We start from the raw sequence: 25905 nt of genomic DNA on the forward strand, positions 1-25905 counted from the left end.
TCAGCCGACTTTATACGAACGGAGGAGAGAAAGGAGGTATGATACACGCCCGAAGAGTCACAACCGTCCGAGGTGGTCCGCCATGAGCGGCGACGAGGAACTCGCGAAGGACCTCGGGCCGCTCGCGGCGCTCACCATCGGGATCGGGACGATGATCGGCGCGGGGATCTTCGTGCTCCCCGGCACCGCGGTCGCCCGCGCCGGGCCGCTCGCCGCGTTCACCTTCGTCCTCGGCGGCGTGATCGCCTTGTTCACCGCGCTGTCGGCCTCCGAACTCGGGACGGCGATGCCGAAGTCCGGCGGGGCGTACTTCTACGTCAACCGCGCGCTCGGGCCCATGTTCGGCTCCGTCGCGGGGTGGGCGAACTGGCTCGGGCTGGCGTTCGCGTCCGCCTTCTACATGTACGGGTTCGGCGAGTACGTCAACGCCCTCGTCGGCCTCGGCCCGGTCGGACTCGGTCCGGTGACGCTGGAGGCGGCGCAGGTGATCGGGCTCGCGGGCGCGCTGCTTTTCATCGCAGTCAACTACTTCGGCGCGAAGGAGACGGGCGGGCTCCAGATCGTTATCGTGATGTCGCTTTTGGGCATCCTCGCCGTCTTCACCGTCGTCGGCCTGCTGAACGCCGACATGGAGTCCCTGCGTCCCCTCGCGCCGCCGGGCACGACGAGCCAAGTGCTGCCGGTGACGGGGATCATCTTCGTCTCGTATCTCGGGTTCGTCCAGATCACTTCGGTGGCCGAGGAGATCAAAGACCCCGGACGGAACCTCCCGCTCGCGGTGCTGGGATCGGTTATCATCGTGACGGTCGTGTACGCGCTGTTCCTCGTCGTGCTGCTCGCGGCCGTGCCGAACGAGCTGGTCGCGAACAACGAGACCGCGGTCGTCGACGCCGCCCGGCTCCTGTTCGGACAGTACGAGGTGTTCGGCTTCTCGCTCGGCGCCGTCGGCGCCAGCATGCTCCTGATCGGCGGGCTGCTCGCGACCGCCTCCTCGGCGAACGCGTCGATCCTCTCGTCGTCGCGGATCAACTTCGCGATGGGCCGCGAGAAGATCGTCACCCCGAAGCTGAACGAGATCCACGAGCGGTTCGGCACCCCGTACAAGTCGATCGCGCTCACCGGCGCGCTCATCCTCGTGTTCCTCGTCGCCGGCGGCGTCGAGTCGCTGTCGACGATGGGCTCCGTCCTCCACCTCATCGTCTACGGACTGCTCAACCTCGCGCTGATCGTGATGCGCGAGTCCGAGGTCGAGGGGTACGACCCCGACTTCGAGGTCCCCTTCTACCCGCTCGTTCCGATCATCGGGACGGTGTCGTCGTTCGCGCTGATAATCTACATCGAGCCGACGATCATCCTGATCTCGTTCGGGCTCGTCGCCTTCGCCCTGCTGTGGTACCTGCTGTACGCCCGCGGGAAGGTGGAGTCGCGCGGCGTGCTCGGCACGTGGATCCTCGACCGCTCCGAGGACCTGCCCGAGCAGGCCGTCTCGGCGGCGACCGCGGTCCAGCCGAGCGGCGACGACTACCGCGTGATGGTGCCGCTCGCGAACCCCAAGACCGAAGAGCACCTGATCACGCTCGCCTCGGCCATCGCCAAGCAGCGGAACGGGACGGTCGTCGCGGTCAACATCGCGAACGTCCCCGACCAGACCTCCCTTGAGGCGGCGCGCGACCGCGGCGCCCACGAGGCGGCCCACGGCCTCCTCGACCAGGCCCGCGCGGACGCCGAGACGTTCGGCGTCGACGTGGAGACCCACGTCGTGCTCTCGCACCGCGTGTTCGAGGAGGTGTTCGACGCCGCGCGCACTTACGGCGCGGACATGACCGTGATGGGCTGGGGCGAGGACTCCCACGGGGCGCCCGGGCGCGCCGAGTCCGCGATCGACGAGCTGGCGTACTCGCTGCCCTCGGACTTCCTCGTGTTCCGCGACCGCGGGTTCGACGCCTCGCGCATCCTCGTGCCAACCGCGGGCGGTCCGGCCTCGGACCTCTCCGGCGCCGTCGCGAAGATGCTCCAGACCGAGTTCGACGGCGAAGTGACGCTGCTCCACGTCGCGGAATCGGGAGAGGAGGACGAGGGCCGCGCGTTCCTCGCCGACTGGGCCGACGCCCACGACCTCTCGGACGCGACGCTCCGGATCGAGACCGGCGACGTGGAGGCCAGCATCGAGCGCGCCGCCCGCGACGCCACGATGCTCATCGTCGGCGCGACCGAGAAGGGGCTGCTCTCGCGGCTGGTCAGCGGCTCGCTCGTGTTGGACGTGCTCAACGACGTGGAGTGCTCCGTCCTGCTCGCGGAGAAGCGCAGCGACCGCGGTCTCTTCGGCCGGCTGTTCGGGAGCGGCGCGCGGTCGAACGACGTCGCCGACGCGACCGCGACCCCCGCCGAGACCGGCGTCGAGCCGGAGCCGTCGACGCCGGAGATAGCGGAGGGCGCGGACGAGGAGTCAGGCGCGGACGAGGAGTCGAAGTCGGACTGACGCGGCGGTTTCTTTTTAAACGGTGAGGAAATTGCGGTGCGGGAGCCGGGCGACCTGCTCCGCGTTAGCCCCAGTGCCAGAAGTGGTTGCCGTCGTCCTCGACCGGGTCGGTGCGCTCCCGGAGGTCGGCCACGTCCTCGGCGGTCGGCTCGTGGTCGTCGGGCAGTTTCTCCATGCAGTCGAAACAGAGGAAGAACTCCGAGCCGTCGGTGAGTTCGAGCGTGAGTCCCTGCGTCGACTCGAACGCGAAGTTCCACAGGTCGCCGATCCCGCCGGCGATCCGCACGGACCGCTCGCAGACGTCGCACGCCTCGGAGGCCATATGTGTGTCCTACTGGGTCCGCGGGGTAAGGCGTGTCGCCTCGATACGTTTACGAGGTGGATGGATTCGGTGGGATGGTCCGGTAGCTCGTAATCGCGGGCTGAACGGTGACTGCTTTTTAAGAATGAACCGTTTATTTATAAATAGCTGCCAGCAAGCCGACGGACGACACCTCCAAAGCCCCAGCCGCGAGGGCGGCGTACGCTCGCTGCGCGCTTCACTCGGTCGCTCACTGCGTTCGCTCCCTCGTTCCAGTGCTTACGTCGCCTACGCCGCCCTCGCGGCTGCCCCTTTGAGCCCCACCCGACGGCGACCGCACGGCACCTCACGCCTCCCCAGCCTCGTCAGTCGCCGTCGCTTCGCTCCGGCGACTGACTCCCTCGCGCGTGCTGCTCGGCCGCGGGGCGGCCTCGCAGGCACGCGCCACCGCACCGCATTTATAAACAAACGTCGTCGCTCACCGCGATTCGACCTCGATCACGTGCGCGTCGCCCGGGTCGAATCCGACTGTGACCGCGCCGTCGAGGGGATCCACGGCCCGGACGAGCAGTTCGCGGTCACCCCAGTCGAGCGTGACGCGCGTCGTCTCGCCGAGGAACTCCGCGCTCGCGACGGTCGCGCGGAGGGCGTTCTCGCCCGCGGGGGCGGCGGGCTCGTCGCCCGCGGCCTCGCCCGCGCTTGCGACGCGGAGGTGTTCCGGACGGACGCAAAAGACGGCACGGTCGCCGACCGACGTGGCCGTGCCGGCGTCGATTCGCACGCGGAGCGTCTCGTCGCCGCCGTCGACGTCGACCGCGATCGCTCCCTCGGCGGGCGTGTCGACGACGCTCCCGGCGAACACGTTGTTGTCGCCGACGAACTCGGCGACGAACCGGGTGGCGGGCTCGCGGTAGACCGTCCGCGGGGGCGCCACCTGCTCGGGCGTCCCGCCGTTCATCACCGCGACGCGGTCCGAGACGGCCAGCGCCTCCTCCTGGTCGTGGGTGACGTATATCGTGGTGATTCCCAGCTCGGACTGAATCCGCTTCACCTGCGCGCGGAGCCGCTCGCGGAGGCGCGCGTCGAGCGCGCTCATCGGCTCGTCGAGCAGCAGGACGTCGGGGCCGGGCGCCAGCGCCCGCGCCATCGCGATCCGCTGCTGTTGCCCGCCCGAGAGGCTCTCGGGGTCGCGGTCGGCGGCGTCGGGGAGGTCCACCAGTTCGAGCAGCTCCGCGACGCGCTCGTCGCGCGTCATCCCCTCGGGCGGGTCAGCGAAGTTGAGCCCGTACGCGACGTTCTCGCCGACGGTCATGTGCGGGAACAGCGCGTAGCTCTGGAACACGACGCCAACGTCGCGGTCCTCGGGCGGGACGCCGGACATCGACTCGCCGGCGAACCGGACCGTCCCCGAGGTCGGCTCCTCGAACCCCGCGATCAGCCGGAGCGTGGTCGTCTTCCCGCAGCCGGAGGGGCCGACGAGCGTGAAGAACTCCCCCTCGCGCACCCGGAGCGTCACGTCGTCGACGGCGGCCGTCTCGCCGTAGCGCTTCGTCACGCCGTCGAGCTCGACCGCGACCGAGTGGCCGTTCTCAGAACCCGCCGGCGGCTCAGAGCCCACGGTGTTCACCCCCGAGCCGCTCGATGACGACGAAGCTGAGGCCGGTGACGACCAGCAGGACGACGCCCATGGCGGTCGCGGGTCCGAGCCGCCGCCCGATGAAGCGTTCGATCGCAACGGGCATCGTGTACGCGTCGGCGCCGGTCGCCAACACCACGGTTGAGGTGAACTCCCCGATCGAGATGGCGAACGCGAACGCCGCGCCCGCGACGACCGCGGGCCAGACGAGGGGGAGCTCCACGTCGCGGATCACCCGCGCCCGCGACGCGCCGAGCGCCCGCGCGGACTCGACGAGCGAGCGGTCCAGCCCGTCGAGCCCGGGCGACACGGTGCGCACGACGAACGGGTAGCCCGAGACCGCGTGCGCGACGACGACCGCGACCGCGCCGCTCGCGGCGATCCGCCACCCCGCGATCTCGACGCCGAAGACGAGCCCCCGGAGGAGGCCGAGCCCGACGATGATCCCGGACACCGCGAGCGGCGCCATCGCGGCCGCGTCGACCAGCGTCCGCCCGCGGTACCGCCGCGTGGTCAGCACCGCGACGACGACACCCATCGGGAGCGCGAGCAGCGTCGCCCCCGTCGCGAACACCAGCGAGTTCCGGATGGCGGGCCACGGACGAACCTGAAACGCCGCGCCCGTCTGCTGGCGCTCGACCAGGAACCGGTAGTGGTTGAGCGTGAGCGCGCCGTCGCCGCCCGTGACGCTCGCGAGGATCATCGACGCGATCGGCGCGAGGAAGATGACCCCGGCCACGACCGCATAGGCGGCCAGCCCCGCCCGCGGCAGCAGTTCGCGGAGCGTCGGGGCGGTCGGAACCAACGGGCGCCGCGGAAGGGGTCTCGCGCCCCGCGTGTTCGTCGACTGTCGGGCCTCGTACCGGAGGTACGCGAGGAGAACGCCGAGCGAGATCACGAGCTCGACGATCGCTAACGCGGCGGCCTCGGCGTAGCTCAGGTCGCGGACGAGTCGGTAGATGAACACCTCGACGGTCGCCAGCTGGAACCCGCCGAGCGCGAGCACGATGGGGAAGGTGCCGAAGGTGAACACGAAGGTGAGCGCCGCGCCCGTGAGGACGGCGGGGTACACCTGCGGGGCGACCACGTCGACGAACGCCCGGACCGGGCCGGCGCCGAGGCTGCGGGCGGTCTCGACCGCGCTCGCGTCCACCGACTCCCACGCCGCGGTCGTCACCCGCGCCACGAGCGGCGCGTTGTAGAACGCGTGGGCGATCACCACCGCTTCGAGGGTGAACAGCAGGTCGACCGGCGGGAGTCCGATGGCCGTCAGCGCGGCGTTCAGCGTGCCGTTGTCGCCGAACGTGGCGACGAACCCGACCGCGACCATGATCGACGGGAGGACGAACGGGACGATGGTCAGCGAGCGCAGCGTCTTCCGGCCGGGGAACTCGAAGCGCGCGAGCAGGTAGGCGGCCGGGAGCCCGAGGGCGACGCTCGCGATAGTCGAGAGGACCGCCTGGTAGGCGGTGAAGCCGACGATCCCGAGCCGGCGGTCCGGCGAGGCGAGCGAGCGCGCGACCGCCGCTGGCGACTCGCCCGATAGCAACCGCGCCAGCTCGCCGAAGTAGAACGGGTCGGTGAGCACGTCGGCGAAGACCGCGAGGGTGACCGCGCCGTCGACGACGACCGCCTCGATCAGGACGGTCGCGGTCGGGTAGTAGAAGGCGACGACGAGCGCGGCGCTGGTGAGGACCGCGAGCGCGGTCAGCGCGTGCGACTCGACGCCCTCGCGGAGGCGGGTCAGCCGCTGGGTATCGGTTCCCGTCACGCGCTCGGTCCCACGTCGGCCACGGGGTTAGTTCCCGGCGAACTGCCGCTCCCAGGCCTCGACCCACGCGTCGACCGAGCCCTGGAGCTCGTCGTAGGTGAACGTCACCGGGTCGGCCGGCTCCTTCGCCAGCTCGGCGTAGTCGCTCGGGAGCTCGGCGCCGTCGGTCGCCGGGAACGCGACGTTGCGCTGCGCGATCTCGCCTTGGACGTCGGGCTCCAGCATGAACGACATGAACTCGCGGGCGAGGTCCGGCTCGTCGGCGTCGGCGAAGACGGCCATCCCCTCGGGGTTCGCGTACGCCTGGTCGTTCAGGAATCGGATCTGGTGTTTCTCGAGGTCTTGGCCCTCCATATCCGCGAACACCTGATCGGTGGAGTAGGAGACGACTATCGGCGCCTCGCCCTCGCTCCAGGCCGCGTACGCGTCGTCCCACGAGCCGAGGACGCGCACGTCGTTCTCCTGGAGGTCCGTCCAGTAATCGAGGTAGTCGTAGTCGGGGTCGCCGTCCTCGCCCTCGATCGCCTCGCCGTCGCCGTCGCTCGCGACGCCGCCGTCGCCGAAGCGGTTGATCGTGTGAAGGAGGAACGCGCGGCCGGTCGAGGAGGCGCCGGGGTTCTGCGCGATGAGCGCGCCCGCGTGCTCGTCGTCGAGCAGCCCGTCGAACGTCTCGGGCGCCTCCATCGTCGTACCGTCGTACACGAGGCTCACGTAGCCGGTGTCGTACGGGACCGCGCGGTCGAACGGGTCGAACCGGAGCCCCTGCTTGACCGCGTCGCGCCCCTCGATCTCGCCCGCCTCGGCGAAGAGGTCTTCGTCCAGCTCCTCGTCGACGCGCACGAGGTCCTCCGTCGTGAGGCCGACGTAGAGGTCGGCGTCGATGCCCGCGCCCGAGGCGGCGCGCTCGACGTAGTAGTTCACCTCGTTGTCGGGGGTCGCCCACTCCAGCTCGGCGTCGACACGGCTCTCGAACTCCTCTTTGAGCCATTCGCCGGGGCTCACGGAGGGGGCGTCGATGAAGCTCGTGTAGGTCGCCACCGTCAGCGTCGGGGTCTCGTCGTCGCCGCCGTCTCCCTCCCCGTCGCCGTCGTCGGTGTCGGTTCCGTCGCCCGTCCCGTCGCTCCCGGAGCCGTCGCCGCCGTCGCTCCCGTCGGTCCGCTCGGCGCTACAGCCGGCGAGCGCGACGGCTCCCGCCGTCCCGGCCGCCGTCAGGAACCGTCGTCGGGTGCGTGACCGGGCCGATCGCCGCCGCGTCTCGCTCTCGTCGGTAGTCATCACTCGGTTGTTGTACTCGGTGGTTACATAAGGGATCCGTCCGCGTCCCGGTTTCGTGTCTGAATACCCTCCCGCCGACACCCATTTACTCCGGGACGACCACCCGGATCCATGGACGAGTACACCGGAGCGCGGTCGACGCGGACGACCCGGCGGCGGCTGCTCGCCGGCGGCGCGGCGGTCGGGGTCGCCGGCCTCGCGGGCTGTCTCGGCGGGCGCGACGGGCCGTTGCCGGCCCCCGAGGTGACGAGCGACCGGATCGAGGACTGGCGCCAGACCGACGAGTCGGAGAGCACCGTCTTCGAACAGTCGTACGGTCCGGTCACGGTCCGGGCGCTCGAACGCACGCGGATCTTCGAGTACGCGCCCGTCGCGGACGCGCTCGCCGAGACGGTCGACGCGTCGGGCTCCCCGGTCGTCTTCTTCGCGACGCGGATCGACCTCCGCCCCGCGATCGATCAGCTCCCGGCCGGGGTCGGCCGCGACCGGGTGATGAGCGAGGTGGAGACGGCCGCCACCGACGCGTTCCGCGCGCAGCTCCGGAACGCTGGCATCGAGAACGTCGAGGTCGCCGAGGAGATGACGACCACCGTCCGGTCGGGCCACACCGCCACGGCGTGGCGGCTGACGGGCGAGTACGCGCTCGACGGCGAGATCCCGCTCCCCGACGGCTCCACCACCGACGTGGAGGGGGTGCTCGACATCGGGGCCCGGCTCGGCGTCTGGCACGATGGGACCGACGTCATCGTCGCCGGCGGCGCGTACCCGACCGAGCCGCTCATCGGCGTCCTCGACGAGGCGCTCCCCAATTTCGTCGACGCCGAGACGGTCGTGCGACAAATCGCGGACGCGGAGACCGCCGAGACGCTCGCGACCGACCCCACGAACTTCGACGAGGACGTCTCGCAGCTGCTCATCTCGGTGGCGTGAGCGGCTAGCGGATCCGGACTTTCGACTTCGTTGAAACGCTATCGTTTATAAGTGAATGCGGTGGCGCGTGCCTGCGAGCGGCCGCCGAAGGCGGTCGCGAGCCAGCACGCGCGAGGGACGCGGTGAGCGCTCGGAGAGCGCGAACCGCGAGGCTGGGGAGGTGTGAGGTGCTGTCGCTGTGCGGGGCGGGGACTCAAAGGGGCAGCCGCGAGGCCGCAGTAGGCGACGTAAGCACTGGAAGGAGCGAACGGAGTGAGCGACTGAAGCGCGCAACGAGCGTACTGCGGCCTCGCGGCTGGGGCTTTGGAAGTGTTCGCCGTCGTTCTGCGGTCAATCACGTATCGCCGAGCGGCTGGGGCTTTGGAGGTGTTTCACCGGCGATCCACAGTCAGCCATTTATAAGCAAATGACTGCGTCTTTGGAGACGTCCGCCGCGTAACCCTCTGTTTCATCTCGAATCGACCGGTTTAATCACCGGCCGCGACTCCCCTCCCGTATGAGCCAGTTCCCCGAGTTCGAGGTGATCCCCGCCGTCGACGTGCAGGACGGCGAGGTCGTCCAGTTGGTCGGCGGCGAGCGCGGGACGGGCAAGCGCTACGGCGATCCGGTCGCGGCCGCCGAGCGGTGGATCGAGGCGGGCGCCGGCACGCTCCACCTCGTCGACCTCGACGGCGCGTTCGAGGGCGAGCGCGTCAATGCCGCCGCGATCGAGTCAGTCGTCGAGAGCGTTCCGGACGCGGTCGGCCTCCAGCTCGGCGGCGGCATCCGGACTGCGGAGGGCGCGCGGGACCTGCTCGACCTGGGGCTCGACCGCGTCATCCTCGGCACCGCGGCGGTCGAGACGCCCGAGATCGTCGCCGAGATCGACGAGACGCATCCCGGGGGCGTCGTCGTCAGCCTCGACGCGAAGGACGGCGAGGTCGTCGTCTCGGGCTGGACCGAGGGGACCGGGCTGGACCCGGCCGAGGCCGCGGCCCGCTACGAGGAGTTGGGCGCGGGCGCCATCCTCTTCACGAACGTCGACGTGGAGGGGCAATTAGAGGGGATCGACCGCGAGGCGGTCGCGAGCGTGGTCGAGGCCGTGGACATTCCGGTTATCGCCTCCGGCGGGGTGGCGACGGTCGAAGACGTCGTCGACTTAAAAAAGGCCGGCGCGGCCGCCGTCGTCGTCGGCACCGCGCTGTACGAGGGCGAGTTCACGCTCCGAGAGGCGCAGAACACGGCTGACGAGATTTAAATAGTGAAATCTTGGCATGCCGCAGTTCATTTATAAATAGATCTCGCTGGATCGGCGGTGAACACTTGCTTGGCCCCAGCCGCTTGCTTATAAATAGCCACCTGTCGCTTGCCGGCGAACACCTCCAAAGCCCCAGCCGGGAGGGCGGCGCACGCTCGCTGCGGTCCTCACTCGGTCACTCACTGCGTTCGCTCCCTCATTGCGGTCCTTACGTCGCCTGCGCCGCCCTCCCGGCTGCCCCTTTGAGCCCCGCCCCGCACGGCACCGCACCTCACGCCTCCCCAACCTCGCCGCTCGCTCGGGGCTCCCTCCGGTCGCCCGCGTCGCTCGCGGCGTCCCTCGCGCGGTGCTGCTCGGCCGCTTCGCGGCCTCGCAGGCACGCGCCACCGCACCACCATTTATAAATGAACTCTCGACTCCCGCACCGCGTCCGCTCTCTTTTCACGAACTCGAACGCCCTCACACCCGCAACCGACTTACGAATCCCCCGCGACGAGCCGGTATGAGCGAGCACGACCGGACCGCGGCCGTCACCCGCGAGACGAGCGAGACGACGATCGAACTCACCCTCGCTATCGACGGCGACGGCGACAGCGAGGTCTCGACGGGGATCGGCTTCTACGACCACATGCTCGAATCGTTCGCCAAGCACGGCCTCTTCGATCTGACGGTCCGCTGTGACGGCGACCTCGACATCGACGACCACCACACCGTCGAGGACGTGGCGATCTGCCTCGGCGAGGCGTTCGACGAGGCGCTCGGTGACAAGCGAGGAATTCGGCGGTACGCCGACCGACGCGTCCCCCTCGACGAGGCGGTCGCGAGCGTCGTCGTCGACGTCGCGGGACGCCCGTACTACGAGTTCGAGGGCTCGTTCTCCCAGGAGTCCGTCGGGGAGTTCACCAGCGTCATGGCCGATCACTTCGTGCTCTCTTTGGCCCACAACGCCGGGCTGACGCTCCACGCGACGGTCGAGAAAGGGGACAACGCCCACCACGAGGTCGAGGCGCTGTTCAAGGCCTTAGCGCGCGCGCTCGACGACGCGACCCGCCTCGACGAGCGCCGCAGCGACACGCCCAGCACGAAGGGGGAGCTCTGAGCGGGCCGAATCCCCTCGTCCCGGCCGAACCGCGCCGCCCCGCCGATCGCTTATCCGCGCGCGAACCGTTACCACGGACGCATGGAACTCGACTGCGAGGGCTGCGCCGGCTGCTGCGTCGACTGGCGCCCGCTCGATCCGGCCGCCGCGGGCTCGGACCGCACCGGGCCGCGCCCCCCGCTCGACGACGCGTACGACCTCGTCCCGCTCACCCGCGACGAGGTCGCCCGGTTCGTCGACGACGGCCTCGGCGACGCCCTGATCCCCCGGCTGTTCGAACCTGCCGAACGGGACGACAGCGTCCGGATCGACGGGGTCGACCTCGCCGCGGTCGACGGCCGCCCCGTCTTCGTCGTCGGCCTCCGGAAACCCCCGAAGCCGGTCGCGCCGATCGGGACCGACGAGCCGCGCTGGCTCGACGCGTGCGCCTTCCTCGACCCGACGACGCTCCAGTGCCGGATCCACGACACCGACCGCTACCCCCGGACCTGCTCGACGTACCCCGGGCACAACCTCGACCTCGGCGCCGAGACGGAGTGCGATCGCGTCGAGGCCGCGGGCGGCGGCGACCGACTCCTCGACGACGAGCCGCCCGAGGACCTCCCGGCGCCCGCGTTCGGCCCGCAGGCGCTCGGCGCGACCGTGTTCGCCTACCCCGATCCCGACGCGCTCGACGGGGTCGTCGCGCGCCTCCGCGACGGCGCGGGGACCGCCGACGACCGCGCCCGCTTCGCCGGCGCCGCGGTCGGCTCCCGCCCGGGGTCGCTGTCCGTGACCCGCGACCGCATGGCCGAGGCCCGGGAGCGCGCCCGCGAGGCCGACTCGTGGGTCGGCCGAGCGATCGGGGCGTGGACCGAACGCGCCGGCGACGACGGCGAGCGTGTCGCCCTCGACCGCGACGCGCGCGACCGGCTCGTCCGCGAGATCGAGGACGACGGGGGCGCACCCGGCACGCCGGGCTGGAACTCGGAAGTCTAACGCCGGCCACATGCGAAGCCGAGTCGACCGGCGACCGCTCGCTCCTCTCCCGCTCCCCTCAGCCGCCCCGCTTCCGGTACCAGACGCGCTCGCCGACCGGCGACTCCCCCTCCTCGATCGGCAGCCGGCTCACGAACAGGTCTCGCACGGCGAAGGTGATCGTCAGTTTGACGAGTTCGGCGTCGGGCTCGTCCGCTCCGCGCTCGCCCGCCCCGCGCTCGTCTCCGTCCCCCGACGCGAGCGGTCGCACCGTCACGACGCAGTGGCCGTCGCGCTCGCCGATCGACTCGACGACCCCCTCGGACCACCGGTCGACGTGATGCGACGGCGCTCGGGCGTGGACACGGTCGTGGTTCACGACCGGGTCGCCTCCGCGTCCCTCTCGTCGCCCCCGTCGTCCCCGACCCGCCGGACCGCGAGCGCGCCCGCGCAGACGCACTCCCCCTCGCACTTCGGGCACTCGTCCGCCGACCGCTCGATCGGGTCGCGGTGGACCGTCTCGTACCCGTGCGCGTCGAACAGCTTCTCCGGGGAGTCGTCGCCGCCGTGGTACCACGAGTCCGCGAGGAACAGGTCGACGCCGCGCGCCGCGCCGACCGCGTGGAGCCGTTCGAGCAGCCGGCTCCCGATCCCGCGGCCGGTCGTATCCGGCCGGACGTACCCCATCTCCAAGTGGCCGTACAGCGTCGCCGCCGGAAGCAGCTCCGGGTCGTCGAAGAAGTACATCTCGTCGGCGACGGCGGCCGGGTCGTCGAGTTCGCGGAGCGCCATCACGCCGAGGATCGCGTCGTCGCGGTCGCTCTCGCCGTCCTCGCGGGGTTCCTCGCCGCCCGCCTCCTCCGCCTCCTCCGCGCCGCACTCGACCGCGACCAGCACGTGGTACGCCGGGTCGCCGATCCCGAGGTCGACCCCGTAGGCGCTCCCCTCGCTGAAGTGCGAGGTGATGAGCGCCTCCAGCGGCTCGGCGTCGCTCGGCCGCGGGTCGCGGATCGCGATCTCGTCCATTATGGGAGGGACGCGGCCGCCGACAAAGAGCGGTGCGGTGTCGGAACCGGGAGGCTCGCGCTCCCCGGTCAGCTCCCGGTGCCCGGCCGCCAGACGCCCTGTCGCCGGTCGAGCCACGCGACCACGACGACGTGGGGGAGCGTCATGGCGGCGATGGCGACCAGCGACACGGCCAGCAGGTCGCCGGGCGCCGCGACGCCCGCGGGGACGCTCGCGCCGACCGCGGCCACGACGAGAAACCCGCCGAGCGTGAGCGGCGCGGCGTCGCGGCCGAAGCGGGCGAGCGCCCCGACTGCGTTGCCCGCGGACGCCGCGCTCGCGGCCTCGGGATCGACGAGGACGAGCCGCCCGACGTGTCGGAGCGCGTGCCACAGCGCGAAGTACACCCCGATCGCGAACACGGGCGCGGCGAGCAGGAACCACGCCCACAGCACCGCGAGTTCGCCGACGTCGCGCCGCCAGCCGCCCGGGTCACGCCGCCGGCCGTCCGGGTCACGCCGCCGGCCGTCCGGGTCACGCCGCCGGCCGTCCGCGTCGCGCCCGTCCCGGACCCGGCGGTAACCCAGCCCGACCGACGCCAGCGTCGCCGTCGCCATCCCGACGCCGACCCCGATCCGGACCGCGGGCGCAAAGAGGGGGTCGACCGCGGTCGCGGCCGCACCGGCGTCGACGAGGAACAGCCCGACGATCCACTCGGCCACCAGCCGGTACTCCTCGGGGTGCGCGAGGAGGGGGACGCCCATCGGGAGGCCGCCGCGGACGACGAGCGCCAGCCACCGCTCCCCGGAGGTTGGCAGGTGGTCGACGCCGGCGATCGCGAGCGTCGCCACGTCGCCCTGTCCCCAGTGGAGCCACGTGAGCGCGATGAACCCGACGAACGCCGCGACGGGCGCGGCGAAGAACGCGGCGACGACCGCGCCGCCGAGGACCGCGTACACGACCGAGACGACCGCGATCGACCGCCGGAGCGACACGCCCGGCGCGCCCCGGAGGGGAACGAGATGGTCGACCGCGCCGTGGGCCATCCCGACGGCGAGGGTGCCGAGCGCGAACGTCGCGACGCCGAGTTCGACCGGAAACAGGGGGGTCACGGCGCCGATCGGCAGCAGCGCGGCCAGCGCCAGCGCCGGGCGGCGCGCGAACCAGCGGTCGACCCGTTCGCTCGCGGCGTCGGCCGCCGATTCGGGCCGCGCGTCCGCGGGGGCCGCTCCGGCGTCGCGCCCGCGAGTCTCCGCGGAACCGGACTCGGTCGCCCTCGCCGACGTCGAGGACGCCTCAGTCATCGACCACGTCGGGGTCCGGGTCGGCCGGCGCGTCGGGGCCGGCCACCTTGCGGTCGGACGCCTCCGACCCGGGGCCGGTGACCGCGTCCGCCGCGGTCGGCCGGCGTTCGTTCCAGTCGAGCACCCACTCGAACAGGACGAGGCCGTTGATCGTCATCAGCCCCGCGGCGACGAAGAACAGCATCTCCTCTATCGGAAGCCCGAGGACCGCAATTCCGGTCGTCAGCTCCGGCGACAGGTACCAGGTCCCCATCCCGATCGCGATCCGGTCGACGACCCAGAAGTACGCGGCGGGGAGCAGCGTCGCCGTGACCCACAGCCGAGGCGTGCGCGCGAGGTACCCCCCGCCCACGCTCCACTGGAGCGCGAGGACCGGCCCGACCCACGCGATCAGCCCGCCGAGGTACAGGAACGAGGGGTCGAGCCGAACGAGCCCCAGCCCGACCGGCACCATCGCGAGGCCGACGGCGACCCCGGCGGCCCGCGGCGCGCGGTCGAAGTCTCCCTCCCGGAACGTCGGGTCGAAGCCGACCCGGTGGAGCGCGAACGCGACGACAACCGTCTGTACCGTGAAGAAGAGGTACTCCCCCAGGGGGATCGACAGCGCCCGCGCGACGACGGCGCCGTCGGCGTATCCCCACGCCCCCCGTCGGATCATGTAGCTGATCCACGGCGTGGTGTAGGCGTACGCGATAGCGACGAGGATCGCGATCCCGGCGATCGCCCGGCGCTGGCGCTTCGGCTCGTACCGCGGGGCGACGTACCACAGCAGCGCCAAGACGGGGAGACTGAAGACGAGATGAAACTGGAGATACGTCAGCGTCGGCAGCATCGGACCACCCCAACGAGGACGCTCATACCTATGTGTACTCTCTATTTCTCTTTAACCCTTCAGCCGAACGTGGTCAGGTATCTCCGGCCCGAACCGGTTCGGGGATCACGCTTCGGCGGCGAGCACGCCGTGCGACTCCAACACCTTTCCGAGCCGGTACATGGAGGCGACGACCGAGTCGCAGACGGGGCGCACCGCGGACTTGGGGACGAAGCCGACGGCGAGCCCAGCGACCTCCAGCATCGGCAGGTCGTTCGCGCCGTCGCCGACCGCCACCGTCTCCGCCATCGGCACGCCCGCCTCGGCCGCGAGGTCGGCGAGCGCGTCGTCTTTCGTCCCTTCGATCAGCGGCCCCTCGGCCTCGCCGGTGAGCGCGCCGTCCGCGTCGGTCGGCAGTCGGTTCGCGACGATCGTGTCGACCGAGACGCCCTCGCGGGCGAGCGCCGCCTCGACGCCGCGCTCGAACCCGCCAGTGAGCACGGCGACGTGGTGGCCCTCCGCCCGCAGGCGCTCGATGAGACGCGCCGCGCCGGGCCGGATCCGGACCGCGTCGAACGCGTCCTCGACCTCCGTCGCCCCGAGGCCCTCCAGAAGCGCCGCGCGCTGATAGAGGCTCTCGGCGTAGCTGAGCTCGTCGTTCATCGCCCGCTCGGTGATCTCGGTGACCTCGTCGGCGACGCCGGCCCGCTCGGCGAGCAGCACCGTCATCTCCGAGTCGGAGAGCGTCCCGTCGAAGTCGAACGCGATGAGGCTCATGGCCTCCGTTCGTCGCGGCGGGGTCTTGAAGCGCGCGGTCGACGGCGGTTCTCGCCCGCTCCCGTCACTCGCCGTCCGCGTCGGCGAGGAATTCCACGTCGCCGGCGATCACCGCGCTCGCGATGACGCCGACCCCGACGAGCGTCGCGACCCCGAGGGTGGTCAGCGTCACCGAGAGCGCCGACCCGCCGACCGCGACGCCGACGAACGCCCCGACGGAGCCCCCGACGCCGCCGGCGATCACCGCCAGCGTCTGTGCCTCGCGCATAGGTGTCGATTCAGTAACACGGTTTATAAGCCTTCGCGCCGGGTTCTCTCCGGTGATAACGCTGCGAGCGCCGGCCGAATCCGTCCGGCCCCGTTTCAGCGCGGGTAGCTCCGACCGAGGTCGACGTCGCCGGAACCATCGTCGTCCGCGCCGTCGGCGTCGCCGGAATTGTCGGGGCGTTCGTTGACGTCGTCATCCGCGCCGCCGCCCCCCTCGTCGGAGCCGCCTTCCTCGCCGCCCGGGCTCACGCTCCCGGTCCGGTAGCCGGCCATGTCGAGGGTGACGTACTCGAAGCCGAGGTCGGTGAGGTGCTCGTGGACGGCGTCGGCGAAGGCGGGGTCGAGCGCGCGCTCTAACTCGTCCGGCGCGATCTCAACGCGCGCGAGCCCGTCGTGGTCGCGGACGCGGAACCCCCCGAACCCCCACTCGCGGAGCACGCGCTCGGCCTTCTCCACGCGGGTCAGCCGCTCCTCGGTCACTTCGAGGCCGGTCGGGATCCGCGAGGAGAGGCACGCCATCGAGGGCTTGTCGGCCACGGAGAGGTCGTACGAGTCGGCGATCGCGCGGACCTCGTCCTTCGAGATCCCGGCGTCCAGGAGGGGAGAGAACACGTCGAGCTCCTCGACCGCGCGGAGCCCGGGCCGGTGCCCCTCGCCCGGGTCGTCCGCGTTCGTCCCGTCGCAGACGGTGTCGATGCCGAGCTCCTTTGCCGTCTCGTACATCCGGCCGAGCCGCATCGTCCGGCAGTGGTAACAGCGGTCGCCGTCGTTGGCGACGAAGTTCGGGTCGTCGAGCTCGGAGAAGGTGACCGTCTCGTGGTCGATTCCGATCTCGTCGGCCACGCGCTTCGCGTCGTCGAGCTCCGCCGCGGGGAGCGTCTCGCTGCGGGCGGTACACGCCACGGCGTCGTCGCCGAGCGCGTCCCGCGCCAGCGCCGCGACGACCGCGGAGTCGACGCCGCCCGAGAACGCGACGAGGACCCCGTCGCGCTCGCCGAGCGCGTCGCGGGCGCTCGCCGCCTTCGCCGCCGTCTCGGGATCGAGCGAGCCGTCGCCGACGGCCCGCGCGTTCTGACTCATGGCCGGCGTTCGCGGCGGGCGCGAAAAAGGGCGTCGCACGCGGAACCGGTGCCGTCGTCTCGCGCTTCCGAACCGCCGGACCCCGGGAGCGACCCGCACGCTTTAGACCGTTGCCGCGATACCGGCGGGTAGATGGAGCTGGAGGCGATCCCCGGCGTCGGCGCCAAGACGGCCGCGGCCCTGCGCGAGCTCGACGACCCGGCCGCGACCGTCGAGTCCGGCGACGTGGCCGCCATCGCCCGCGCGCCCGGCGTCAACGAGGCCCGCGCGGCCCGCATCGCACGCGGGGCGATCCGCCGCCGCCACGACGACGACGGACGCGTGCTGGCCACCGACCGCGCCCGCGAGCTGTACCGGGAGGCGATCGACCTGCTGCGCGAGCGCACCGTCACCGACTACGCGGCGAAGCGCTTGGAGACGTTCTACCCGAGTGCGTCCGCCTCGCGGGTCGCGGAGGCGCAGGCGTTCGCCGCCGAGGCGACCGACCGCGACCCCGATCCGGCGGTCCGAGAGGCGCTCGCCGACTGCGCGCCCCTCTCGGACCCGCCCACCGTCCGCGTCCGCGACCGCTGCCTCGCGACCGCCGACGCCGAGACGCTCGCCCGCGCCGAGGCCGAGGTGCCCGAACTCTCCGTCGAGACGGTCGAGGACGCGCGCGACGTCTCCGAGCTTGGCCGCTCGTACGCCTCTGTCATCGTCTTGGACGAGTCGTTCGCCGGCCTCGACGTGGAGGGCGACGTGAGCGTGCGGCCGGACGCCCTCGAAAACCCCGCCGAAACCGTCCCCGAGCGCCTGCTCGCGTTCTTCGCTGAGAACCGCGAGCGGTTGGAAGCGGCCGCGGCGGTCCACGAGGCGGCCGCGGCGGCCGGCGACCCCGTCTCGGGGAGTGATCCGGATGACGGGGGCGACGCCGACCCCCCGGTCGACCTCGACCGCCTGCGCGACGCGCTCTCGCGGCTCGACGACGACGGCACGATCGCCGGCGACGCGGAGTTAGACCGGCTCACCGCCGCCGTCGACGACCTCGACGCCGCCGTGTCGACGGCGGCCTCGGTCGCCGACGACCGCCTGCGCGAGGCGATCCGCGAGCGCGACGTCACCATCGAGGGGACCGACTTCCTCTCCCTCGTCGAGCAGGGCGCTCGCGTCGACTCCCTCTTGGACCGCGAGTTGGCGGATGAGTACGACGCGGCGGTCGACGCCGCCCGCGAGCACCTCGCCGACGCGCTCCGCTTGGAGCCCGAGGAGGCGGAGTTGGCGGAGCGGGTCTTCGGCGGTGACCCCTCATTTCCGGTCGACCACGACGAGAGCGCCGTCTCGCGGGTCCGCACCGAACTGTCGGCGGCCCGCGACCGCCGCGCGGCGAAGCTGAAGGCCGACCTCGCGAGCGACCTCGGCGACCTACGCGAGCCGGTCGAGGCGCTGGTGCGCGACGCTCTCGAACTCGACGTGGAGCTGGCGATTTCGCGGTTCGCCCGCGACTTCGACTGCGCGATGCCCGATGTGGTCGACCCGGAGGACGCCGACGCGGACGCGGGCTTCCGCATCGAGGGCGGCCGCTCCCCGCTGCTCGACGTCGACTTCGCGGACGTCGAGCCCGTCGACTACGCCGTCTCCGGCGCGACGCTTCTGTCGGGGGTCAACTCCGGGGGGAAGACCTCCACGCTCGATCTGGTCGCCCTCGTCGTCGTCTTAGCGCAGATGGGGCTGCCCGTGCCCGCCGAGTCGGCGACCGTCGAGCGGTTCGAGGAGATCCACTACTACGCCAAATCGCAGGGGACTCTCGACGCGGGCGCGTTCGAGGCGACGCTCCGGGACTTCGGCGACCTCGTCGACGGCGCGGACGGCCGGCTCGTCCTCGTCGACGAGTTAGAGTCGATCACCGAGCCGGGCGCCTCCGCGAAGATCATCGCGGGCATCTTGGAGGCGCTCGACGACCAGGACGCGACCGCGGTGTTCGTCTCCCACCTGGCCCGCGAGATCCGCGACGCCGCGGAGTTCGAAATCGCGGTCGACGGCATCGAGGCCGCCGGGCTCGTCGACGGCGAGCTCCGCGTGAACCGCTCGCCGAAGAAGGGCCACCTCGCGCGGTCGACGCCGGAGCTCATCGTCGAGAAGCTCGCGGACGACCGCGGCGGCGAGTTCTACGGCGACCTGTTGGAGAAGTTCTGAGGCGGAGTTCGTCTGTGCGCGGCTCGTCGCGTCGCCGGGTCGGTCGAGCTCAGTCGTCTTCGAGCTCCGCCGTGACCGTGATCTCGACGTCGAGCGGCGCCGGAAGTCGAGACACCTCGACGCAGGTCCGCGCCGGATACGGCTCCGAGAGGAACGACCGGTACGCCTCGTTGACCGCGTCGTAGTCGTCCATGTCGGTGAGGTAGACGGTCGCCGAGACGATCGCGTCCGGGGTCGTCCCGGCCGCCTCTAGGATCGCGGCGACGTTTTCGAGCGTCTGCGTCGTCTGTTCGGCGACCGACTCGGGGGCCTCGCCGGTGTCGGGGTCCACGCCCGTCTTCCCGGAGACGTGGACCGTGTCGCCGGAGACGATCCCCTGTGAGTACGGGCCGAGCGCTTCCGGCACGTCGTCCGTCGTGATCTCTTTCATCGCCCGGTGCGACGACGCGCCGGCGTATCAAGATACGGGTCGCGGGGGTCGCCTCGGCCGCTCCGACACCGCCCCGAGGCGGTCGCCCCGGCCGACGGCCCGGTCCGGGTGCTCTTCGCCCCGCCGACATATTCATACTGACTCCGTCGGAATCGGGGGGCATGCCAGCCGTGTCCCCGTTCGGCGTCCTCCTCTTCGCGGCGCAGGTCGGCGTCGGCGCTCAGGTGTCCCGCTCGCTTTCGACCACCGACCGCGCTCGTCGCGCCGCGGTCGGGCTCGCCGTGGCGGTGCTCGGACTGTTGGTCCTGCTCCGTTTCGGCGTCATCGCGACGGTCGCCGTCGATCTGGTCGCGCTCCTCGTCGTTGCGAGAGTCATCGGATCGTCCGGTCGTCGCCCGACTGCGGGGTGACCCACATCTTTAGTGGGGCAGTTTATAAGTGAAATCTCGACGTTGCCGTCGGTTGTTTATAAGTGATCGATGCTACTGCGGTGAGGGCTTCCAAAGCCCCAGCCGTCGTGGGCGGTGTACGCTCGCTGTCGCCCGAAAATCTCCGATTTTCGGGATGACGAGAGAGCGAAGCTCTCTCGAACCACGCTCCTCATTCGGTCGCTTCGCTCCCTCACTCCGGTGCTTACGTCGCCTACACCGCCCTCGACGGCTGCCCCTTTGAGTCCCACCCCACACCGCACAGCACCGCAGCCTCACACCTCCCCAACCTCGCCGCTCACGCCCTGCGGGCGTTCGCGGCGTCCCTCGCGGGCTGGCTCGCGGCCGCCGGTGGCGGCCGCTCGCAGGCGCGCCACCGCACTTTCTTCTTATAAGCACTCGTCGCAGTCGCTCACGGCTATTTAAATACCACATCGCGGCCGCCGGTCTGCGATACCCCTTCTCGGTATCGCTCAACGACCGGAAATCTCAGTTGCGTCTCCGTTCGGTTCGAGATACCAAATCTCGACTGGGCGCGCCCCTCTTTCGTCAGTCGTCGTCGGCGACCGCGGGCTTCCGGCGGTCGTCGCGGGGGCCGTCGAGGTCGACCTTCGGGAGCATGTCGCGCAGGTAGCGCCCGGTGTGGGACGCCTCCTCGTGCGCGATCTCCTCGGGGGTGCCGTCCGCGACGAGTTCGCCGCCGCCGTCGCCGCCCTCGGGGCCGAGGTCGATCACGTGGTCGGCGTTCTTCACGAGGTCGAGCTCGTGTTCGATGACGACCACCGTGTTGCCGGCGTCGACGAGCCGGTGGAGCACGTCGATCAGCTTGCGCTCGTCCTCCTTGTGGAGCCCCGTCGTCGGCTCGTCGAGTAGGTAGAGCGTGTCGCCGGTCGCGCGCTTGCCGAGCTCCTCGGCGAGCTTCACGCGCTGGGCCTCGCCGCCGGAGAGCGTGGTGGAGGGCTGGCCGAGCTCCATGTAGCCGAGCCCGACGTCCTTCAGGAGCTTCAGGCGGCGTTCGAGCCCGCGGTGGCTCTCGAAGAACTCGTGGGCCTCCGCGACGCTCATGTCGAGCACGTCGGCGATCGTCTTCCCCTTGTACTCGACGTCGAGCGTCTCGTCGTTGTAACGCGAGCCGCCGCACTCCTCGCAGGGGACGTACACGTCCGAGAGGAAGTTCATCTCGATCTTGACGGTGCCCTGCCCACCGCACTCCTCGCAGCGGCCGCCCTTCACGTTGAACGAGAAGCGGCCCTTCTCGTAGCCGCGGCGCTTCGAGAGCTTCGTCTCCGCGAACAGCTCGCGGACGTGGTCGAACACGTCCGTGTACGTCGCGGGGTTCGAGCGCGGCGTCCGCCCGATCGGCGACTGGTCGATGAGCCGGACCGTCTCCACCTCGTCGAGTCCCTCGATCGCGTCGTGGTCGCCGGGGTCGACCGAGGTGTTGTCGTTCATCTCGCGGGCGAGCCCCTTGTAGAGGATGTCGTTGACGAGCGTCGACTTCCCGGAGCCGGAGACGCCGGTGACGGTCGTCAGCGTGCCGAGCGGGATCGGCACGTCGAGATCCTTCAGGTTGTGCTGGCGGGCGCCCCGAACCGTCAGTTCGCCGTCGGGCTCGCGGCGCTCGTCGGGCACCGGAATCTCCTTCCGGCCCGCGAGGTAGTCGGCGGTCACCGACTCGTCGGTCGCGACCACCTCGTCGAAGTCGCCCTGCGCGACGACCTCGCCGCCGCGCTTCCCGGGGCCGGGCCCCATGTCGATGATCTCGTCGGAGCGCCGCATCGTCTCCTCGTCGTGCTCGACGACGAGGAGGGTGTTGCCGAGGTCGCGGAGGCCTTCGAGCGTGTCGAGCAGGCGATCGTTGTCGCGCTGGTGGAGCCCGATGGAGGGCTCGTCGAGGACGTAGAGGACGCCCACCAGCCCGGAGCCCACCTGCGTCGCGAGCCGGATGCGCTGGCTCTCGCCGCCGGAGAGGGTCGACGCCTCGCGGTCGAGCGTGAGGTACTCCAAGCCGACCTCCTCCATGAAGCCGAGCCGCGCGCGGATCTCCTTTAAGATCTCCTCGGCGATGGTCGTCTCGCGCTCGTTCAGCTCCGCCTCCATCCCCTCGAAGTGCTCGCGGGCCTCCGCGATCGACAGCTCGTTGACCTCGGTGATGGCGGTGTCCGCGACGAGGACGTGCCGCGACTGCTCCTTGAGGCGCGTCCCCTCGCACTCGGGGCAGGTCGTCACGGCCATGTACTCCTCGATGTGGTCGCGGGCGCGCTCGGAGTCGGTCTCGACGTGGCGGCGCTCTAAGTTCGGGATCACGCCCTCGAACCGCTCGGTCTTCTCGCGCGTGCCGTTCTTCGTGGTCCACTCGAAGTGGACCATCTCGTCGGTGCCGTAGAGGAACTGCCGCCGAATCTCCTCGTCGAGCTCCTCGAACGGCGTGTCGAGGTCGACGCCGAAGTGCTCCGCGACGTTGTCGAGCTGGCGGGAGTAGTAGGTGCGGTCGTAGCTCCACGGCTCGAACACGTGTTTGAGGGGTTTCGAGGGGTCCTCGACCACGAGCTCCTCGTCGACCTCCTTCGTCGAGCCGATCCCCTCGCACTCGGGGCAGGCGCCGTAGGGGCTGTTGAAGGAGAACGAGCGCGTCTCGATCGCGGAGAACTGGACGTCGGAGTTGGGGTTGCCGAGCTCCTCGGAGAACTCGACGACGAGGCGGTCGTCGCCGTCGGCGTCTGCCGCGAGCGACCCCGTCGAGCGCGCGTTCGACGCGAACGGGACGTCTTCGGGCGGGTCCGGGACGATCAGCTTGAGGGCGCCGTCGGCCTCTTCGAGGGCGGTCTCGACGGAGTCGGTGATCCGCGAGCGCGCGTCCGGCGAGACGGTGACGCGGTCGACGATCACGTCGATCGTGTGGTCGTAGTTCTCGTCGAGGTCGGGGTCGTCGAGGGTGAGGTCCACCGGCTCGCCGTCGACCTCGACGCGGCTGTACCCGTCCGAGACGAGCTCCTCGAAGAGGTCCTCGAACGCGCCCTTCTGGTCGCGGACGACCGGCGCGGCGATCTTCGCGCGGGTGTCCTCGGGGAGGTCGAGGATCTGGTTCACCATGTCCTGGGCGGACTGCTCGCCGACCTCCTCGCCGGTGACGGGGTCGTACTGGGTGCCGATCCGGGCGTACAGCAGGCGGAGGTAGTCGTGGAGCTCCGTGACGGTCCCCACCGTCGACCGGGGGTTGTTCGCGGCGTTCTTCTGGTCGATGGAGATCGCCGGCGAGAGCCCCTCGACCGACTCCACCTGCGGTTTGTCCATCTGCCCGAGGAAGTTGCGGGCGTACGCGGACAGCGACTCGATGTAGCGGCGCTGCCCCTCGGCGTAGACGGTGTCGAACGCGAGCGACGACTTCCCCGAGCCCGAGAGCCCGGTGACGACGGTGAACTCCTCCCGCGGAATCCGGACGTCGAGGTCCTTGAGGTTGTGTTCCTCGGCGCCGCGGACCTCGATGTAGTCCTTGCTCATTTCTGTTCGTCCGTTGCGGGCGCGCGCGGGAATAGTCGTCGGTCGCGGGAACCGCGAGAGGCCGTTTCCGCCGTCGGTCGCCCCGAGTTCGGGGGGCTCTCTCCTCGACGAGCCCGGAACTCACTCCCCGATGAACTCCGCGGGCGGCGAGAGATCGCGGCGCCCGCCGAAGGTGACGAGGAAGAGGACGCCGACGCCGATCCCGTACGCGATCATCAGCGGGATCGTCGCGAGGAACATCGTGATCACGTCGGCGGGGGTGAACACGGCCGCGACGAGCAGGATCCCGATCGTCACCTCGCGCCAGCGCTCGCGGAACACGCGGTACGGGACGCCCGCGTTGTTCATGAGCACCATCGCGATCGGGATGTCCGCGAGGAAGCCGATCCCGATCGTGGTGTAGATGACGAGCCAGAGGAAGTCGCTCACCTGGTAGGTGATCACCATGTCGGCGAGGCGCGCGTCCGTGACGAGCCAGCCGATGATCCCGGGGGCGATGGTCGTGTACCCGAGCACGAAGCCGCCGATCATGCCGGCGCCGAGCGCGCCCGTCCACAGGTACACTTGGTAGAGCCGCCCGGCGACGAAGCCGCGCTCGCGGAGCGCGGGCCACGCGTAGTAGAGGACCACGGGGAACGCGGCGAAGATGCCGAGCATCACCGAGAACTTCACCATGAAGATGAGCGCCTCGACCGGGTGGAGGGTGATGATCTCGATCCCGCCCTCGATCTCCGCGGGCACGCGCCGTTCGAGGTCGCTCCGAACCGTACCCAGCCCGCCGAGGTACAGCCACGTGAACGCGGCCGCCATCACGACCCCGAAGACGGCGACGATCCGGAACGAGCGCGTGCGGAGCGAGTCGAAGATGAACTTGAGGTCCTTGTAGTAGCCGCCGATGTCGTCTTCGGCCGCCTCCTCCTCGCCGTCCGTGAGCTCGGCGAGGAACGTCGAGCCCGCGCGCGAGGTCCGGTTCTGGACGGAGCCGACCAACCCGTCCCCGCCGGCGTCGCCGTCGCCGCCAGCGCTTCCGGCGTCGCTCGCGTCACCGTCCGCGTCACCCCCCTCGCCGTCGCTCCCCTCGTTCACCTCGTCGAAGCGGTCGAGGATCGCCTGCGCCTTCTCCGGGTCGTCGTCGTCGATCGCGGCCTGCGCGAGCGCGAGCGACTCCTCCTCGCCCATCTCGGCGAACGCGTCCGCGGGGGCCGCTCGGACGCCCGCGGCGTCGAGCTCGCTCACGTCGATGGCGGTCGGGTCGCCGTACTGAGCGCCCGCGCTCGTCGTGTCGAGGTCGGTGTACACTGCCCACAGCGTCCCGACGGCGGCGAACGCGAGCGCCCAGACGGCGGCGTAGATCCCGAGCGCGGTCGTCGGGTCGAGGCCGAGCCCCTCGCCCGGCGCGAGGAAGCGTCGGGTGCTCCCCGCGAGCCGCAGCAGGTCGTTGAGCCCGGTCCGGCCGCCGTACTCGTAGAAGCCGTACACCAGCGCGCCGCCGAGGACGGTCACGCCCCCGACGACGTTCCAGTGGTTCCGGACCGCGCCGAGCACGTCGATCCGGTCGGAGCTCCGCTTGGCCGTGACGACGAGCTTCGCGAGGTAGAGGCTGAACCCGTATAAGGCGACCAGCGGGAACGCCCACAGCAGCTGGGTGAACGGGTCCGGCGGGGAGAAGACGGCGCCGAACACGAAGATGGCGACGACCGCGTAGCGCCACTTGTCGCGGAACGTCTCGTACGGGACGATCTCGGCGTACGAGAGGCCGGTGATCACCATCGGCATCTGTCCGGCGAGCCCGAAGGAGAGCGAGAGGAAGACGATGAACTCCGTCCACATCACGATCCCGTAGGTCGGCTGGATGTCGGCCTCCAAGCCGAACTCCGCGAGGAAGCCGAACATCAGCGGGAAGAAGGCCAACACGCCGTAGGCGACGCCGGCGGAGAACAGGCCGGCGCCGAGCAGCCCGAGCAGCGCGAGCTTCCAGCGGGCGATCGGTGACTGCGGCCACATACCGCGGGCGCGGAGCTCGTCGCGGGTGACGTAGATCAGCGGCGGGATCGCGACGATCGCGCCCACGACCAGCCCGATCTTCGCTTGGAGGAGGATCACCTCGAACGGGGTCGTCGCGATGATGTCGGCCTCCTCGGCGACCGCGGCGCTCATGTTCGACTCCGTCACTTCCCGGAGTCGGTCCCAGATGTACGTTCGGAGCGCCCAGAACGTCGCGAGGAAGCCGATCAGGAAGACGACGAACACCTTCTGGAGGTCCTTCTGGATCGACCGAAGGAACGCCTTCGCCGTCTCCTGGCCCTCCGCGATCGACCGTTGGGTGTCCTCGTCGAGGGCGCTCGCCATACGGAGGGCGAAGGCCGTCGCCGTTATCAACCTTTTCGACCGCGGGCGCTCTCGCCGTCGACCCTCCCCGTCGATCCGGCCACCCTCCCCGTCGAT

21 protein-coding genes are annotated in these 25905 nt (G+C 70.8%); 7 read left to right on the plus strand and 14 right to left on the minus strand.

Annotation, left to right across the window (positions count from 1 at the left end):
• Nucleotides 1-82: 82 nt before the first annotated feature.
• Nucleotides 83-2479, plus strand: a complete 2397-nt coding sequence (locus tag B378_RS0109610) for an amino acid permease (protein ID WP_017343583.1) — start codon at nucleotides 83-85, stop codon at nucleotides 2477-2479.
• 64 nt (nucleotides 2480-2543) lie between these two features.
• On the opposite strand, the gene B378_RS0109615 is transcribed toward B378_RS0109610, so the two are convergent.
• From B378_RS0109615 to B378_RS0109630, 4 genes are all read right to left on the minus strand, one after another.
• Nucleotides 2544-2801 (minus strand): hypothetical protein, encoded by a 258-nt coding sequence (locus B378_RS0109615; protein WP_017343584.1) that lies wholly within the window; start codon nucleotides 2799-2801, stop codon nucleotides 2544-2546.
• A gap of 457 nt (nucleotides 2802-3258) precedes the next feature.
• Nucleotides 3259-4398, minus strand: a complete 1140-nt coding sequence (locus B378_RS0109620; protein ID WP_017343585.1) for an ABC transporter ATP-binding protein — start codon at nucleotides 4396-4398, stop codon at nucleotides 3259-3261.
• A complete protein-coding gene (locus B378_RS0109625) occupies nucleotides 4388-6187 on the minus strand; it encodes an iron ABC transporter permease (RefSeq protein ID WP_017343586.1) in 1800 nt (599 codons plus the stop codon). The genes B378_RS0109620 and B378_RS0109625 overlap by 11 nt, the downstream gene beginning before the upstream one ends.
• Before the next feature lie 27 nt (nucleotides 6188-6214).
• Nucleotides 6215-7462 (minus strand): thiamine ABC transporter substrate binding subunit, encoded by a 1248-nt coding sequence (locus tag B378_RS0109630; protein WP_017343587.1) that lies wholly within the window; start codon nucleotides 7460-7462, stop codon nucleotides 6215-6217.
• A gap of 111 nt (nucleotides 7463-7573) precedes the next feature.
• On the opposite strand from B378_RS0109630, the gene B378_RS0109635 reads away from it, so the two are divergent.
• From B378_RS0109635 to B378_RS0109650, 4 genes are all read left to right on the plus strand, one after another.
• On the plus strand, nucleotides 7574-8392 hold the full coding sequence (locus tag B378_RS0109635; protein ID WP_017343588.1) for a hypothetical protein: 819 nt from the start codon (nucleotides 7574-7576) through the stop codon (nucleotides 8390-8392).
• 496 nt (nucleotides 8393-8888) lie between these two features.
• Nucleotides 8889-9629, plus strand: a complete 741-nt coding sequence (gene hisA, locus B378_RS0109640; protein ID WP_017343589.1) for a 1-(5-phosphoribosyl)-5-[(5-phosphoribosylamino)methylideneamino]imidazole-4-carboxamide isomerase — start codon at nucleotides 8889-8891, stop codon at nucleotides 9627-9629.
• Nucleotides 9630-10131: 502 nt separating this feature from the next.
• Complete coding sequence (gene hisB / locus B378_RS0109645; RefSeq protein ID WP_017343590.1) at nucleotides 10132-10728, plus strand: imidazoleglycerol-phosphate dehydratase HisB; 597 nt, start codon at nucleotides 10132-10134, stop codon at nucleotides 10726-10728.
• An 81-nt stretch (nucleotides 10729-10809) separates the two neighbouring features.
• On the plus strand, nucleotides 10810-11706 hold the full coding sequence (locus B378_RS0109650) for a YkgJ family cysteine cluster protein (RefSeq protein WP_017343591.1): 897 nt from the start codon (nucleotides 10810-10812) through the stop codon (nucleotides 11704-11706).
• 58 nt (nucleotides 11707-11764) lie between these two features.
• On the opposite strand, the gene B378_RS0109655 is transcribed toward B378_RS0109650, so the two are convergent.
• The 7 genes from B378_RS0109655 to larE form a co-directional block, all read right to left on the minus strand.
• Nucleotides 11765-12064 carry a hypothetical protein gene (locus B378_RS0109655; RefSeq protein WP_017343592.1) on the minus strand — a complete coding sequence of 100 codons (300 nt, stop codon included), beginning with the start codon at nucleotides 12062-12064 and terminating at the stop codon, nucleotides 11765-11767.
• Nucleotides 12061-12711 (minus strand): GNAT family N-acetyltransferase, encoded by a 651-nt coding sequence (locus B378_RS0109660; protein ID WP_017343593.1) that lies wholly within the window; start codon nucleotides 12709-12711, stop codon nucleotides 12061-12063. Before B378_RS0109660 ends, B378_RS0109655 begins: the two co-directional genes overlap by 4 nt.
• A 68-nt stretch (nucleotides 12712-12779) precedes the next feature.
• Nucleotides 12780-13994: a Brp/Blh family beta-carotene 15,15'-dioxygenase gene (locus B378_RS0109665; RefSeq protein ID WP_017343594.1), complete on the minus strand. Its 1215-nt coding sequence runs from the start codon at nucleotides 13992-13994 to the stop codon at nucleotides 12780-12782.
• Nucleotides 13987-14826: a lycopene cyclase domain-containing protein gene (locus B378_RS0109670; RefSeq protein ID WP_017343595.1), complete on the minus strand. Its 840-nt coding sequence runs from the start codon at nucleotides 14824-14826 to the stop codon at nucleotides 13987-13989. Before B378_RS0109670 ends, B378_RS0109665 begins: the two co-directional genes overlap by 8 nt.
• Before the next feature lie 105 nt (nucleotides 14827-14931).
• Nucleotides 14932-15582, minus strand: a complete 651-nt coding sequence (serB, locus tag B378_RS0109675) for a phosphoserine phosphatase SerB (protein WP_017343596.1) — start codon at nucleotides 15580-15582, stop codon at nucleotides 14932-14934.
• A 64-nt stretch (nucleotides 15583-15646) separates the two neighbouring features.
• Nucleotides 15647-15850 carry a hypothetical protein gene (locus B378_RS0109680; protein WP_017343597.1) on the minus strand — a complete coding sequence of 68 codons (204 nt, stop codon included), beginning with the start codon at nucleotides 15848-15850 and terminating at the stop codon, nucleotides 15647-15649.
• 95 nt (nucleotides 15851-15945) lie between these two features.
• Nucleotides 15946-16929, minus strand: coding sequence for an ATP-dependent sacrificial sulfur transferase LarE (larE, locus tag B378_RS0109685; protein ID WP_017343598.1), 984 nt, complete (start codon nucleotides 16927-16929; stop codon nucleotides 15946-15948).
• Between the two features lie 132 nt (nucleotides 16930-17061).
• Here larE and B378_RS0109690 point away from each other — a divergent pair, with 132 nt between their 5' ends.
• Nucleotides 17062-19101 carry a helix-hairpin-helix domain-containing protein gene (locus B378_RS0109690; RefSeq protein WP_017343599.1) on the plus strand — a complete coding sequence of 680 codons (2040 nt, stop codon included), beginning with the start codon at nucleotides 17062-17064 and terminating at the stop codon, nucleotides 19099-19101.
• A 49-nt stretch (nucleotides 19102-19150) separates the two neighbouring features.
• On the opposite strand, the gene B378_RS0109695 is transcribed toward B378_RS0109690, so the two are convergent.
• Nucleotides 19151-19531 (minus strand): RidA family protein, encoded by a 381-nt coding sequence (locus tag B378_RS0109695; protein ID WP_017343600.1) that lies wholly within the window; start codon nucleotides 19529-19531, stop codon nucleotides 19151-19153.
• A gap of 161 nt (nucleotides 19532-19692) precedes the next feature.
• Here B378_RS0109695 and B378_RS0109700 point away from each other — a divergent pair, with 161 nt between their 5' ends.
• Nucleotides 19693-19941: a hypothetical protein gene (locus B378_RS0109700; protein ID WP_017343601.1), complete on the plus strand. Its 249-nt coding sequence runs from the start codon at nucleotides 19693-19695 to the stop codon at nucleotides 19939-19941.
• Between the two features lie 567 nt (nucleotides 19942-20508).
• On the opposite strand, the gene uvrA is transcribed toward B378_RS0109700, so the two are convergent.
• On the minus strand, nucleotides 20509-23460 hold the full coding sequence (uvrA, locus tag B378_RS0109705; protein WP_017343602.1) for an excinuclease ABC subunit UvrA: 2952 nt from the start codon (nucleotides 23458-23460) through the stop codon (nucleotides 20509-20511).
• A gap of 120 nt (nucleotides 23461-23580) precedes the next feature.
• Nucleotides 23581-25809: a twin-arginine translocase subunit TatC gene (locus B378_RS0109710; RefSeq protein WP_017343603.1), complete on the minus strand. Its 2229-nt coding sequence runs from the start codon at nucleotides 25807-25809 to the stop codon at nucleotides 23581-23583.
• Between the last annotated feature and the right edge of the window lie 96 nt (nucleotides 25810-25905).

This window comes from Halorubrum sp. T3 (assembly GCF_000296615.1).
Classification (GTDB): domain Archaea; phylum Halobacteriota; class Halobacteria; order Halobacteriales; family Haloferacaceae; genus Halorubrum; species Halorubrum ruber.